The 13756-nt window shown below is 70.6% G+C and carries 15 protein-coding genes and 1 pseudogene; 9 read left to right on the forward strand and 7 right to left on the reverse strand.

Going from position 1 to position 13756, the window contains the following annotated elements; translation table 11 throughout:
* The first annotated feature begins 11 nt into the window (after positions 1-11).
* The 4 genes from AB0I32_RS13355 (at position 12) to AB0I32_RS13370 (ending at position 3059) form a co-directional block, all read left to right on the forward strand.
* On the forward strand, positions 12-584 hold the full coding sequence (locus AB0I32_RS13355; RefSeq protein ID WP_357506637.1) for a sigma-70 family RNA polymerase sigma factor: 573 nt from the start codon (positions 12-14) through the stop codon (positions 582-584).
* Positions 581-1228, forward strand: coding sequence for a hypothetical protein (locus AB0I32_RS13360; protein ID WP_357506639.1), 648 nt, complete (start codon positions 581-583; stop codon positions 1226-1228). Before AB0I32_RS13355 ends, AB0I32_RS13360 begins: the two co-directional genes overlap by 4 nt.
* 104 nt (positions 1229-1332) lie before the next feature.
* Complete coding sequence (locus AB0I32_RS13365) at positions 1333-2223, forward strand: SDR family oxidoreductase (RefSeq protein ID WP_357506641.1); 891 nt, start codon at positions 1333-1335, stop codon at positions 2221-2223.
* Positions 2224-2243: 20 nt separating this feature from the next.
* The gene (locus AB0I32_RS13370; protein WP_357506643.1) at positions 2244-3059 is read left to right on the forward strand and encodes a hydrolase; all 816 of its coding nucleotides are present in this window, start codon (positions 2244-2246) and stop codon (positions 3057-3059) included.
* Positions 3060-3061: 2 nt separating this feature from the next.
* Here the strand turns inward: AB0I32_RS13370 and AB0I32_RS13375 are convergent, their stop codons facing one another.
* From AB0I32_RS13375 to AB0I32_RS13395, 5 genes are all read right to left on the reverse strand, one after another.
* Positions 3062-3472 (reverse strand): barstar family protein, encoded by a 411-nt coding sequence (locus AB0I32_RS13375; protein WP_357506645.1) that lies wholly within the window; start codon positions 3470-3472, stop codon positions 3062-3064.
* Between the two features lie 86 nt (positions 3473-3558).
* Positions 3559-3999 carry a ribonuclease domain-containing protein gene (locus AB0I32_RS13380; protein ID WP_357506647.1) on the reverse strand — a complete coding sequence of 147 codons (441 nt, stop codon included), beginning with the start codon at positions 3997-3999 and terminating at the stop codon, positions 3559-3561.
* A 137-nt stretch (positions 4000-4136) separates the two neighbouring features.
* Complete coding sequence (locus AB0I32_RS13385; protein ID WP_357506648.1) at positions 4137-4868, reverse strand: glycosyltransferase family A protein; 732 nt, start codon at positions 4866-4868, stop codon at positions 4137-4139.
* Complete coding sequence (locus AB0I32_RS13390) at positions 4858-5433, reverse strand: hypothetical protein (protein WP_357506650.1); 576 nt, start codon at positions 5431-5433, stop codon at positions 4858-4860. Before AB0I32_RS13390 ends, AB0I32_RS13385 begins: the two co-directional genes overlap by 11 nt.
* Before the next feature lie 84 nt (positions 5434-5517).
* Positions 5518-6567, reverse strand: a complete 1050-nt coding sequence (locus tag AB0I32_RS13395) for a LacI family DNA-binding transcriptional regulator (RefSeq protein WP_357506652.1) — start codon at positions 6565-6567, stop codon at positions 5518-5520.
* A gap of 171 nt (positions 6568-6738) precedes the next feature.
* Between AB0I32_RS13395 and AB0I32_RS13400 the strand changes: the two genes are divergently transcribed.
* From AB0I32_RS13400 to AB0I32_RS13410, 3 genes are all read left to right on the forward strand, one after another.
* A complete protein-coding gene (locus AB0I32_RS13400) occupies positions 6739-8313 on the forward strand; it encodes an alpha-L-arabinofuranosidase C-terminal domain-containing protein (protein ID WP_357506654.1) in 1575 nt (524 codons plus the stop codon).
* Positions 8314-8528: 215 nt separating this feature from the next.
* Positions 8529-9806 (forward strand): glucuronoxylanase, encoded by a 1278-nt coding sequence (locus tag AB0I32_RS13405; RefSeq protein WP_357506656.1) that lies wholly within the window; start codon positions 8529-8531, stop codon positions 9804-9806.
* A gap of 313 nt (positions 9807-10119) precedes the next feature.
* Positions 10120-10764, forward strand: a complete 645-nt coding sequence (locus tag AB0I32_RS13410) for a DUF5134 domain-containing protein (protein ID WP_357506658.1) — start codon at positions 10120-10122, stop codon at positions 10762-10764.
* A gap of 26 nt (positions 10765-10790) precedes the next feature.
* Here AB0I32_RS13410 and AB0I32_RS13415 read toward each other — a convergent pair whose 3' ends face one another.
* Positions 10791-11195, reverse strand: a complete 405-nt coding sequence (locus AB0I32_RS13415) for a BlaI/MecI/CopY family transcriptional regulator (protein WP_357506660.1) — start codon at positions 11193-11195, stop codon at positions 10791-10793.
* 120 nt (positions 11196-11315) lie between these two features.
* On the reverse strand, positions 11316-11537 hold the full coding sequence (locus AB0I32_RS13420) for a hypothetical protein (protein WP_357506662.1): 222 nt from the start codon (positions 11535-11537) through the stop codon (positions 11316-11318).
* A 131-nt stretch (positions 11538-11668) separates the two neighbouring features.
* On the opposite strand from AB0I32_RS13420, the pseudogene AB0I32_RS13425 reads away from it, so the two are divergent.
* Both AB0I32_RS13425 and AB0I32_RS13430 read left to right on the forward strand, forming a co-directional pair.
* Positions 11669-12157 (forward strand): annotated as a pseudogene (locus tag AB0I32_RS13425) (ABC transporter ATP-binding protein); the annotation flags it as partial.
* Positions 12158-12310: 153 nt separating this feature from the next.
* Positions 12311-13747, forward strand: a complete 1437-nt coding sequence (locus AB0I32_RS13430; RefSeq protein WP_357506664.1) for a glycoside hydrolase — start codon at positions 12311-12313, stop codon at positions 13745-13747.
* Positions 13748-13756 lie beyond the last annotated feature (9 nt).

Consider the following 13756-nt stretch of genomic DNA (forward strand, 5'->3'; position numbering starts at 1 on the left):
AGAAGAGTGACATGACCGCTGCCCCACCACAGGAGCACGACCGCCGGGCGCACTTCACGCGCCTCGCGGCGCTCGTGCACGAACCGATACATCGATACGTGATGCGCCGGGTCGATCCGGCCGACGTCGACGACATCGTGGCCGAGACCCTGCTGGTCCTGTGGCGGCGGCTCGACGACGTCCCCGCCGAGGCGGAGCTGCCGTGGTGCTACAACGTGGCCCGCAACTGTGTGGCGAACCTGCGGCGGTCCACTCATCGCCGGGTACGGCTCACGCTGCGGCTGGCGGACGAGCTGCAGGTGACAGACCGCGACGGGTCGGCCGTCGAGGGCGGGCAGGACCACCTCCACGCCGCGCTCGCGGCGCTGCCCGCCAAGGAGCGGGAGGTCGTCATGCTGTGGGCCTGGGAAGGGCTGGCACCCCGCGAGATCGCCGTCGCCCTGGGAACGAGCGCGAACGCGGTGAGCCTGCGTCTGTCGCGGGCCAGACGACGGATGAAGTCATACCTCGCGTCTCACGGCCCGCGACAGGATTCGGCCGGTGGGGGACAGGAAGTACATGTGAGCGAGGAGGAGGCCCGATGAGCCGGATGAACGACGACGAGCTGAGGGCCGCCCTGTCCCGCCGCGACCCCGCGGTCGGCCAACCGGTCGATGCCGCGTCCGGACCGCAGGCACGAGCCCTTTGGGAGCGCACCATGAACACCCCTGTCGACCAGCACGCCACCCCTTCTACGACCGACCCCGCTGCCCGTGCAGCCGTGCCGAGCCGGCCGCGCCGTCGGCTGGCGTTCGGCCTTGCCGCGGCCGTCCTCGCGACGAGCGCAGTCGGAGCGGCGATCGCGCTCGGGCCCCTGACGCCGGACCCGGCTCCTCCGGCGGCCCAGGTGATGGCACTGCAGGCGCCCGCCTCCGACGTGTCCCAGGCATGCGCGGAGTTCGACATCGCGTTCCTGCAGGAGATGCCGGTGGCGTTCCAGGCCGAAGCCGTCGAGGTCAGCGACACGAGCGCAGTCCTGAAGGTCGACCGCTGGTTCCGCGGCGGCGAGGACGGCGTCACCACGGTGCGGGTGTCCAAGACCGGCTCTGAGATGTCGGAGAGCGTGGAGATGACCGAGGGAAAGGCCTACCTGGTGACCGCGCGGGACGGGATCGTCAGCATCTGCGGCTACACGGGTGAGCTGACCCCCGATCTCCTCACGTCCTTCGAGGAGGCGTTCACCCCCTGACCCCGACAGGTCGGTCGCGGCTCGTCGAGGACCGGTTCTGGTGCGAGTGGACGCCGCTCCTTGCATGCTGGACGCTCCGCGCGAAGTCGACAGGGGAGCGAAACATGTCGGACCAGACCACGCCGCAGGACCCGACCACCCAGCACCCGCAGCCGGAGCAGCCGGCCGACGACCTGCAGCCGCCCGGTCGTACGGGGGACATGTCGCAGGAGCCGGACCACGGAGAGTCCACGTACCGGGGATCCGGCCGGCTGGACGGCAAGCGGGCGCTGATCACGGGTGGCGACTCCGGCATCGGGCGAGCGGTGGCGATCGCGTTCGCGCGCGAGGGGGCCGACGTCGCGATCTCCTACCTCCCGGAGGAGGAACCGGACGCCCGGACGACGGCGCACTGGGTCGAGGAGGCCGGTCGCAAGGCGGTGCTGCTGCCGGGCGACATCCGGGACGAGGAGTTCTGCCGCCGGCTCGTCGTCGACGCGGTGGACGGGCTCGGGGGCCTGGACATCCTGGTGAACAACGCCGCGTACCAGATGTCCCAGGACGAGGGGCTGCGCGGGATCACGACGGACCAGCTCGACCGGGTGCTGAAGACCAACGTCTACGCGCTGTTCTGGATCACCAGGGCCGCGCTGGACCACCTGCCGAAGGGCGGGTCGATCATCAACACGACGTCGATCCAGGCGTTCCAGCCGAGCCCCCAGCTGCTCGACTACGCCACGACCAAGGCGGCGATCCTCAACTTCACCAAGGGGCTGGCGCAGCAGCTCGCGCCGGAAGGCATTCGCGTCAACGCGGTGGCGCCGGGGCCGATCTGGACGCCCCTGATCCCCGCGACGATGCCGGAGGAGAAGGTGGAGCAGTTCGGCGCCGACACACCGCTGGGCCGCGCCGGCCAGCCCGCCGAGCTGGCCCCGGCGTACGTGTTCTTCGCGTCCCAGGAGTCCAGCTACATCACCGGCGACCGCATCGGCGTGACCGGCGGCCGCCCGCTGTAGCGGGCGAGGGGAGCTGTCGCGTGACGTTCTGGATCTGCGCCAGGTGCGGCGTCGAGCACGAGCACCAGCCCGCCGTGTGCGCCATCTGCGCCGACGAGCGCGAGCTGGTGCCGGCCGACGGGCAGCACTGGACCACGCTGGAAGAGCTCACCGCCGACGGGCAGAGCATCGCCGTCGAGGAGCTCGAGCCCGACCTGTACGGCCTCACCACCATGCCAGACGTCGGCATCGGGCCTACCGCGAAGATCGTCCGCACCAGCGGCGGCAACCTGATGTTCGACGTGCCGGCCTACCTCGACGACGCGGCGGTCGCCGCGGTCCGGGGCATGGGCGGGCTGGCGTACATCGTGGCGAGCCATCCGCACATGTACGGGGTGCAGGTCGAGTGGAGCCGCCGGCTCGGCGGCGTGCCGATCCTCGTGAGCGAGCCCGATGCCGGCTGGCTCGCCCGGACCGACGACGCCGTCGAGCTCTGGAAGGACGACCGGGAGATCCTGCCCGGCGTCACGCTGACTCAACCGGGCGGGCACTTCCCGGGCTCCACGGTCGCGCACTGGGCGGCCGGGGCTTCGGGGAAGGGCGTGCTGCTGGGTGGCGACACCATCTTCGCCAACCCGGACCGGACGTCGGTCTCGTTCATGCGCAGCTATCCGAACCGGATCCCGCTCTCAGGTGCGGTCGTGCTGCGGATCGCGCACCACGTCAGGCGGTTCGAGTTCGACAGGCTCTACAACAACTTCCGCGGCGCCATCCCCGTCGACGCGCGCGAGGTCGTGCTGCGTTCGGCGGAGCGCCACGCGGCCTGGGCCCGGGGCGACTTCGACCACCTGACGTAGCCCTAGCTCAGCTCGAGCAGGATCCCGTCCGCCGCTTCCGAGCCACCGGGCCCGTGCTCGCGGACGATGGCGACTATCTCGTCGAACAACGTAGGGCCCTCGCCGCGGCGCGCCGCATCGAGTCTCGCCTCGAAGGCCGCGCGGTTCGACGGATCGACGCCGGGCAGCAGCCGCTCCAGTCGTCGGGCGGTCTCGGCGTGGCCGAGTGCCTCCCGGGACGTCTCCGAGGCGAGCCACCTCAGCGTCCAGCCGCCGTCGGGCGTGCCGTACCCCCCGCGGAGCACGTCGTTGAGGGCGTCGAGGTTTCCCCGCCAGGTGTACCCGTTCAGGAGGCGGGAGAACTCGCGGGCGAAGCCGTCGAGGTCGCTGAACCGCGTCCCGTCGACGACGAGCACGGGGAGGTCACGAGTCATGGTCCGAGGCTATCCGTCCGTTGAAGGCCGGGTCCGTGCGCCGCGTCCAGCCCTTGGCAGGGCCGGACGCAGCGCACGGGACCGGGTCACATCCGGTAGAAGTCGCCGTAGTGGTTGGGGGAGAAGTAGACGACGCCGGTGGTGCGGTCCAGCACGAGCCGGTAGGACTGCCGTGCGGCGCCGCAGGCCCGCGGCGTGACGTCGAACTCGAGGTACGAGTGGCCGGCGGGCAGCTGGCCCTCGGAGTTGCGGTGCACGCCGCCCGCGAAGTTGCACTGGCCGCCCGGCCAGCTGACCCAGCCGCGCGTGCTCGGGTAGCCCTTGGAGCTCCAGATCGAGTTCGAGGAGTACGCCTCCGCACAGCCGCTGTGCGTGCAGGAGTTGAAGACGCTCGCCTCGGCCGGCGCTGCGACGGTGACGCCGCCGGCGACGAAGCCGACCATGGCGGTCAGGACGACGAGCATCCTGAGCATCGTGGACACGGCGCTGTGCTTCTGGATGGACACGGTGCTGTGGTTCTCGGACACGCTGTTCCCCTCTCGGTTGGGACTACCGGGGGAATACTGGCTCGCCCACCCGACGCGGACCCGACGACACACCTACCTGCGGGTGAATTTAACCTGTCCGTATTGTCCGGGAAAGATCCGCGAGCCTGCCTCGCCGGTCAACGGCGTCGCCACCGCTCCCACGGAGGGGAGACCTGCCAGTTGACGCGCAGGGTGTGCCAGGCGCGGTCGAGCCGCCGACGGCGCTGCCTCCGCCCGCGCAGGCTGCGCGCGGACACCCCCACCCGCCACGAACGGTCGAGCCGGATGCGTCGGCGGGGGCCGAGCCGGAACGCCAGGTCGAGGTCGTCGTGCACCTCCGAGTCGTCGCGTACGACATCCCGGCGCACGGCTCGCCACGCGCCGGAGCGCATCGCCATGCACGAACCCCACAGGGCGGTGTGCCCGAGCGCGAGGTGGCAGAGCACGTAATACGACCCCAGGTAGGCGACCGACACAGCGGTCCGCAGGCCCCGTGGCGCGTCATAGAAGCTGCCGGTCCCGGTGAGCGCGTCGAGACCCTCGTCGGCGGACATCCGTTCCACCACGGTCTGCACCCACCGCGGTCCGGGCCGGGAGTCGGCGTCGAGCCGCGCGATGACCGCGCCCTTCGCGACGTCGTACCCGGTCGCTGCCGCGGCGGGGATCCCGACGTGCGGTTCGCCGACCACCACGGCGCCCCAGCGGTGCGCCACCGCGGCGGACGAGTCGGTCGAGCCGTTGTCGACCACGACGACCTCCAGCGGGGCCACGGTCTGGCGCGCCAGCAGGGACAGACACACGTCCAGCGCCCGCGCGTCGTCGCGTACCGGGATCACCACCGAGACCGTCGGCGCGAGATCAGGCGTCACGACCGAACCCCGACGTCGGACCCCGGGAGGCGAGGGCGATCCCGGCAAGCGTCGCACCGAACAGGCCGACCGCGAGGTCGGTGACGGTGTCCGTGTACCCGACGTCGATGCCGTCGTCGAGGAACGTGTGCCCCGCCCACTCGCCGAGCTCCCACAGGATCGCGCTCAGCGCACCGATCCCCGCGGTCGTGACGGCGAGGCCGACCTCGGCCCGGGCCGTGGGCCCGGCGAGCTCCAGCATCCGCGCCCGGATCAGGACCATGACACCCACGGCCGCGACGAGGCCGGTGCACACAGCGTGCACGAGGAGGTCGAGCCACGGCACGCTTTCGTACCACCCGAGCTGAGCCGCCCACGCCGCCAGCAGGAGGCTCCCGCCGAAGGAGAGGTCCAGGGCCGCCGGCAGCCGCAGGAACCTCGGGACGAGCGCACCGCCCAGCACGAGGAAGAACAGCGCACCCGCCACCCCTCCGGAGGTCACGATGCCGACGACGACGCTTCCCGCGGCAGCGACACGCACCACGTCGCCCGGCACGAGGCCGTGTTCGGCGGTGACCTGTTGCACGGGCGCCTCCGGCGAGGTTCGGGACGGTGGCCCTCCAGTGTCACCCGGAGCCCTGCCACACGCACCAGCGCGCTCGGCCGGCTGCTACGCGGGCCGCGTCGACTCCCGGACCACGAGCCGCGCGGGGATGGTCACCTCGACGGTCGGCTCGTCCGCCGCCTCAGGCTGCTCACCCGAGTGAGCGGCCATCCGGGACTCCAGGAACCGGAGGACGGTGGCGGCGATCTGCTCGTTGCCGGGGTCGACAGAGGTGAGCCGCGGCTTGGTGAACTCCGTCTCGTCGATGTTGTCGAACCCGACGACCTGGACGTCCGCCGGCACGCGGATCCCGAGGTCGCCGAGGGCCCGCAGCGCACCGATGGCCACGACGTCGGTGGCGGCGACGATGCCGTCGAACGCGACGCCGTCGTCGGCGAGACGGCGGACCGCCGCGTAACCGGACGCCATGTCCAGCAGCCGGATCGGTGCGACGAGCCGCTCGTCCAGCGGGACGCCCAGGCGGGCGTGCGCCTTGTAGTAGCCGAGCGTGCGGAGCGTCGGCATGTCCTGCTCCGTCGTGCCCTGTCGCCCGCCCAGCATCACGATACGCCGGGACCCTCGTTCGAGCAGGTGGGCGGTGGCGGTCGCTGCGCCCTCGACGTTGTCCATCATCACGTGGTCGAACGTCCGCGGGAGCGGACGCTCGCCCACGAGCACCACCGGCGTCCGGAAGTTGAGCTGCTCCAGGTCGGGAGGGTTGAGCCCGACGACGGTGATGATCACACCGTCGTACATGCGGAGGCGGGCGAACGAGGCCGCAGCGAGCTCGTCGGCCCGGCTCAGACCCGAGCGCTGGACGACGAGGTGCCTGCCGGTGGGCTCCAGGGCGTCGGCGAGGCGGGTCGCGAGCTGACCGAAGTACGGCCGGTCGAGCTCTGGCACCAGCAGGCCGATGGCGTCCGTGCGGCCCGCTCGCAGGTTCCGCGCGGTGGGATTCGCCTGGTAGCCGAGCTCGGCGACCACGTCCAGCACGCGCTCGCGGGTCCGCGGCGCGACCCGGGGCAGCCCGTTGATCACCTTCGACACCGTGGTGGTCGAGACCTGTGCCGCCCGTGCCACGTCGCCGATGGTCACCGCACGTGGGCCGGTACTCATACGAACCTTCCTCACTGTCTCGGCCGCAGGACGCCTCTTGACATCCGCATCCGCCGAGGGAATCGTTACCGCAGCGACGAGGACCAGTAAAACGGGCTGTCAAAGCGGCTCCTCTGCGCCCTTGAGGAAACGATACCTCGGTCGAAACCCTGCGTCCGGAAGGCCTTTCGCATGCCCACTGAGCTGCCCGCTGAGCTGCCCAACCAGCTGTCCACCGAGCCTGCCCGTGTGGTGATCGATCTCGACCTGCCGGGACCCACGATCAGCCGGCACGTCTACGGGCACTTCGCCGAACATCTCGGGCGCTGCATCTACGGCGGGTTCTGGGTGGGGGAGGACTCGCAGATCCCGAACGTCGGCGGCATCCGCCTCGACGTCGTCGAGGCCCTGCGAGCGCTCCAGATCCCGAACCTGCGCTGGCCCGGCGGATGCTTCGCCGACGACTACCACTGGCGCGACGGTATCGGCCCGCGTGCGGAACGCCCGCGGATGGTCAACTCCCACTGGGGTGACGTCGTCGAGGACAACTCGTTCGGGACGCACGAGTTCATGGCGCTGTGCGAGCTGCTCGGGGCGGACGCGTACATCAGCGGCAACGTGGGCTCCGGCACGGTGGCGGAGATGAGCGAGTGGATCGAGTACCTCACCCGCGCCGACGACTCCCCGATGGCGGCGCTACGCCGGCAGAACGGCCGGGACGAGCCGTGGAAGGTGCCGTTCTTCGGCCTGGGCAACGAGGCGTGGGGCTGCGGCGGCAACCTGCGGGTCGAGCAGTTCGCCTCGCTGGCGCGGCAGTACTCGACGTACGTGCGCAACCACGCGGGCAACGACGTGTACCGCATCGCGGCGGGCGCCTCGGACTCCGACTACCACTGGACGGAGGTCCTCATGAAGTCCTTCGGCCCGCTCGACGGCGCCGACGGGCCGGCAGGGCCGTTCCAGGGGATCTCGCTGCACTACTACACGATGACCGGGCCCTGGGAGGACAAGGGCAGCGCCACCGCCTTCACCGAGGACGAGTGGTACCTCGCCCTGTCCCGCGCGGGACACATGAACGAGCTGCTCACCCGCCACAGCACGGTGATGGACCGCTACGACCCCAACAAGCGCGTGGGCCTCGTGGTCGACGAGTGGGGCACGTGGTGGAACGTCGAGCCCGGCACCAACCCCGGATTCCTGTACCAGCAGAACACGCTGCGCGACGCGCTGGTCGCCAGCGTCCACTTCGACGCGTTCCACCGGCACGCGGACCGGGTGGTCATGGCGAACATCGCCCAGACGGTGAACGTGCTGCAGGCGATGATCCTCACCGACCCGGACACCGGCGCACTCGTGCTCACCCCGACGTACCACGTGTTCGCGATGAACGCCCCGCACCACGACGCTACGTCGCTCGCCGCGCACGTCGTCGCGCCGGGTGCGACGCGTGCGGTCGACGGCAAGGAGATGCAGCTGCTGTCGGCCTCGGCGTCCACCAAGGGATCGACGGCGTACGTCTCGCTGTCCCACCTCGACGCCGCCCAGGCGCGCACCGTGGTCCTCGACCTGCGCGGCCGTGACGTCGTCGGCTTCTCGGCGCAGATCCTGACGGCGCCGGAGCTGCACGGCCACAACACGCCCGAACAGCCCGAGGCGGTGGCGCCGCGCAAGCTGGAGGAGATCCGCAGGCACCCGCGCGGCCTCGAGCTCGACGTGCCCGCGCACTCGTACGTCACCGTCGCGCTGGAGCTGGGTGCCGACGAGTGACTGACGCCGCTGCCTGACGCCGCCGGACGTCGACCATGACCCAGGCCATGGTCGACGTCCGGCGGCTAGGCGCGTATCGTGCGCGCCGTACCGTTCGTCAGATGCAGCCGGGTGACGGAGCCCGGCCGTCCGCGAGGTACGCGCCCCACTGCTCGACGGCGAGCGGTGCGGTCGAATGGATAACGTTTTACAGCGCTCCGACGACAGAGAGGGCAATGATGCTGCTTCCCGGGAGAATCAACGAGCCGCGCTTCGACCCCGTCAGCAGGCGGGCCTTCCTCACGCTCTCCGCCACCGCCGCGGTGGGTGCGGCCGGCCTGGTGTCGGCGCAGCCTGCCGCCGCGGCCCAGGTGCTCGTCCAGCCGTCGATCCGGCAGCAGACGATCCAGGGCTTCGGCGGCATGAACCACACGGCCTGGATCAGTGACCTCACGGCGGCACAGCGTGAGACGGCGTTCGGGAACGGTGCGGGGCAGCTCGGCTTCACGATCCTGCGCATCCCCGTCCACGAGGACCCGGCCAGGTGGGCCGGCGAGGTCGCGACGGCCAAGCGCGCGACCGAGCTGGGGGCAAAGGTCTTCGCGTCGCCCTGGAACCCGCCGGCGGCGATGACCGAGACCTTCTCCGGCGGCAAGCGGCTGCGCTACGACCAGTACGGCAACTACGCCCGGCACCTCAACGACTTCGTGCGCTACATGCGCGACCGCGGGGTGCCCCTCTACGGGATCTCCGTCCAGAACGAACCCGACTACGCGCACGACTGGACGGCGTGGACGCCGGCCGAGATCGTCCGGTTCCTCCGTGAGAACGCCGGGTCTATCGACGCCAGGGTGATCGCCCCGGAGTCGTTCCAGTACCGGAAGAACCTCTCCGACCCGATCCTCAACGACCCCGCGGCGCTGGCCAATGTCGACATCCTCGGTGCGCACCTGTACGGCACCCCGACCGCGGACCTCGCCTACCCGCTCTTCGTGCAGAAGGGTGCGGGCAAGGAGCTGTGGATGACGGAGGTCTACCACCCCAACAGCACCGACTCGGCAGACCTGTGGCCGCAGGCGCTCGCCACCGGCGAGAACATGCACAACGCCCTCCTGCACGGCCGGTTCCAGGCGTACGTGTGGTGGTACATCCGACGCTCGTACGGGCCGATGCGCGAGGACGGGCAGATCAGCAAGCGTGGCGCGAACATGGCGCACTTCTCGAAGTGGGTGCGCCCCGGCTACTGGCGCGTCACGGCGACCGCGAACCCCGAGCCGAACGTCTTCGTCACCGCGTTCACCAACGGCTCGAAGCTCGTGATCGTCGCGATCAACAAGACCTCCGCCGGGGTCTATCTCCCGTTCAGCGTGGAGGGGGCGGGTTCCGGCGCGTTCTCGACCTGGGTGACGGACGCGAACTGGACGCTCGCCCCGTACAACAGGGTGGTCATGACGAACGGCTCGTTCGGCTCGGAGCTCCCGGCTCAGAGCATCAGGACGTTCGTCACCGAGTAGACAGGGTCGGAGTCTCTGGTCCCCCAGGCGTCCTGCGCCCGAAGCCCGGTGGTGACTCCTGGGGGACTCCGGCCCTGGCCCTGTAGTAGGCGCCGGGCGAGCTCTCCGCTGGTCATCGGCCTGGTGGAACAGGGTGAGGGGCCAGAGCGGCGGTAGGCCGCAGGGTCCGGGGGCTTGCTCGCTGCCCTCGTCACTGCCTCAGCTCGACGCCATCTCTACATCACGTGGTACTGTCGCGGCGGTTTGATCGCTGTTGTCGCTAGTCGAGAACGCGGGGGCGCCAGTGCCGTCGGACCCAGCCGTGCAGTGGATCGTGACAGTGTTGTTCGCCGCGCTCGCCGCGCACTCCCTGTGGCGTCTCGTGACCTCTCGCCAGGCGTTCGCGATGACCGGCTACCTGTGCCACCTGGGCATGAACCTTGTCATGGTCGCGATGGTGTGGCCGTGGTGGGTCCGGCTGCCCGCGCCGCCGCAGCTGGCCTTCTTCGTGCTGGCCGCGGTGTTCTTCGCCGCGGCTGCCGGCTGGCACCAGGCCGATGCCCTGTCGCGCGGCCCGGCGGCGGGGGGCCCGACGGCGGGAGGCCAGCCGGCCGGCCACCACGAGAGTCCCGGGACCCAGGCGGTGCACGCCGTCATGATGCTGGCGATGGTCTGGGCGGTGGTGGTCATGCATCCTGGCCTGACGGCGTCGCGAACGCTCGCGACGGGGCACGGGGCAGGGCGCGCGCACCACACGGACCACGCGGTGGCTCATGCGCAGCCGGGCGGCTGGTCCACGGTCAGCGGCACGCTGCTGCTCGCGGCACTCGTGGTCGGCGGGACGGTCTTCCTGGTCGGCCTGCTCCGGCACCTGCGCGACGGCGGCTCGGTGCGGGCCCACGCCGGTTCCGACCTGCTGGCCGGCTCCGCGATGAGCTTCGGGATGGCCGCGATGTGCTGGCTCATGCTCGCGAGCTGATCGGCCCGGACCCTACGGGCGCGGGATCAGCCGGCGCGCTGCCGCTCCGTGTGCCTCGGCCGGAGCGCGCGCTCCAGCATCTCGGCGTCCCGTGCGGTCAGGTGGTCCGCGAACCGGGCGAGCGCTTCCTCGCGGTCGCCGGTGCTCTCCAGCACGGACAGCATCTCCGCTCCCGCGCGCTCGCCGTCCGAACGGGTGGGCCGGAAGCGGACCTTCCGTGGGGAGGTCGCGATCCGGACGACCTCGCCCTTCTTCTGCAGGCGGTCGAGCACCGTCAGGAGCGTCGTGTAGGCCGGGACGTGCTCGTCCTCGAAGCTCTCCTGGACGACCCTCGCTCCGATCGCGTCCTCGTGGCTCCAGAGGATTCGCATGACCTCTGCCTCGAGCTGTCCGCGTTCGCGGGTCCTGCCTGCCGGGGTCCTGCCTGACATTTTGCCCTCCTGGCAGGACCATACTGCAAAGGTGGCGGCCCACCCGCTCGTGGACAGCCACCTCTGCGTCGTCCGGGATCCCGGACGGAACGGCCGGTCGTCAGGCCGGACGGTCAGGCGTCACGCCGGCTGGAGCGCCGCCGCGTCCAGCGCGCCGCTGCGCGCCTGCTCCACCAGGTCCGCGAGCTGGTCGTGGCTCATCTGGATCCGCTGACCGAAGTCGTCGGTGATCACTATCTGCTTCTCTGGCTCGGCGCTCGGGTCGACGAACAGCTCCGGGCAGCCGCAGTCGCACTTGCCGCAGAACGTGGCCACATGAAGAAGCTGAGGGTTGTCGCTCATCGTTGTCTCCTTTGCCTGGACGTGCACGGGATGTAACGAAACGGACTTCGTGCGGGGCTGGTGCCCTCTACGAGGGTCACGCATATCTCTACAAGACGTCAAGATAGCGCCGTGATACGCGGCGCGGGGAGCACCAGGGCTGGTTCCGCCGCTGGACCCCGGCCGACGACGCCGCCGTCGACGAGGCGCTGGAGGCCACCGGAACGGCCGAGCTCGTGTCCCGCCGGGTCGCCGACCTCTCCGGCGGACAGCGCCAGCGGGTGTGGATCGCGATGACGCTCGCGCAGGACACCGACATCCTCCTGCTCGACGAGCCGACGACGTTCCTCGACGTGAACTATCAGATCGAGGTGCTCGACCTGCTCGTCGACCTCAACCGCGACCGGGGCAAGACGATATTCATGGTGCTGCACGAGCTGAGCCTCGCCTGCCGCTACGCCGACCACCTCATCGCGATGAAGAACGGCCGCATAGTCATCGAAGGCACTCCCGACGAGGTGGTGACGGCGGAGATCGTCGAGGACGTCTTCAGCCTGCCGTGCGACGTGATCGCCGACCCCCGCAGCGGTACGCCGCTCGTGATCCCGCTGGGGCGGCACCGGTCTGGGCCGGCGCGGTAGCCGCTGGGACAGCGGCCCCCGGCGAGCCCGGTCCTGAACGAGAACTCGTCCGGGAGAGAACAGAGAGAGAACGTTTTCAAAGTGGCTGCTCCCGGGATAGCGTGACCGGTGCACGTGAGGAAGGCGACCCCCAAGGGCTCAAAGGAGAGCACCATGAGACGAGCACTTTCCGTTGTCCTGGCCACGACGGCCGCCACCTGCCTCGTGGGAGCGGTCCTGGCGCCTGGCGCAGCCGGGTTCGCTGCCGCCGACCGGTCAAGCCCCGGCACCGCCGTCGACCTCCGGCCGGGGGACCGGCACCAGACCGTCGAGGGGTTCGGGTTCTCGAGCGCGTTCCAGCGGGCCACCCTGCTGCACCAGATCTCGGAGCCGCAGCGCTCGGAGGCGCTCGACCTCCTGCTGGGCAGGGACGGCGCCGCGCCGGACATCCTGCGGATCGGGATCGGCGGACAGAGCCACGACACCTACGACGTGATGCTCTCGATCCAGCCCGAGGATCCGGGCGGCCCGGACGCCGAGCCGCAGTACCAGTGGGACGGGTGGGACAACGGCTCGGTCTGGTTCGCCCAGGAGGCCGAGGCGCGCGGCGTCGAGCGCTTCTACGGAAACGCCTGGACCGCGCCCGCCTACATGAAGACCAACGGCTCGGCCGTCCGGGGCGGTGCGCTGTGCGGTCTCGCGGGCGCCACCTGTGCGAGCGGCGACTGGACAAAGGCGTACGCGAACTACCTCGTGGCGTGGGCCGACTTCTACGCCCAGGAGGGCATCGACATCGAGAGCATCGCCTTCACCAACGAGCCGGACTGGACCGCGAGCTACGAGTCGATGCTGTTCACCCCGGCGCAGGCGGCGGAGTTCACCGGCATCGTGGGCCCCGTCGCGAAGCGGGCGGGCTACGGCGTCGTGTGCTGCGACTCGTTCGGCTGGGAGCAGGGCAAGCCGTACCTCGAGGCCCTCAGGGCCGACAGGAGAGCGTGGCGGTATCTCGACACGTACAGCGCGCACTCCTACGCCAGCCCGTCGGCGACGCCCGCTGACACGAACAAGCCCGTCTGGATGTCGGAGTGGGCGTCGTCGGCCTCTGCGGCCGGGTGGAACGAGAACTGGGACGGCGGCCTGGGCGTCTCCACCGACGGCATAGTCATGGCCGAGCACATGCACGACTCCCTGGCCCAGGCCGAGGTCACCGCCTACCTGTGGTGGCTCGGTGTGAGCCAGGGCGCGTCCGCCTCGCTGATCCAGGCCGACGTCGCCGGGGACACGTACCGGGTGTCGTCGAGGTACTACGTCTTCTCGGCGTTCAGCCGGTTCATCGACCCGGGCGCCGTCCGGTTCGGCGTCGAGCACGAGACGGACGGCCTCAAGGTCTCCGCCTACCGGAACCCGGACGGCTCACGCGTGGTGCAGCTCCTCAACCTCGACCCGGCGCCGGTGAGCACGGACATCGACCTGCTCAGCCCCGTGACGACCTACCTGACCGACAACGACCACGACCTGGAACAGGTCGACACGATCGCCACCAGATCACGCGGTGCCACGGGGCTGGAGCTGCCGGCCCGGTCGCTCGTCACGCTCGTGACGGGACGGTGAGCCGGGCGT

Origin of the sequence: Promicromonospora sp. NPDC050249 (genome assembly GCF_040656015.1) — a bacterium.
Lineage (GTDB): Bacteria > Actinomycetota > Actinomycetes > Actinomycetales > Cellulomonadaceae > Promicromonospora.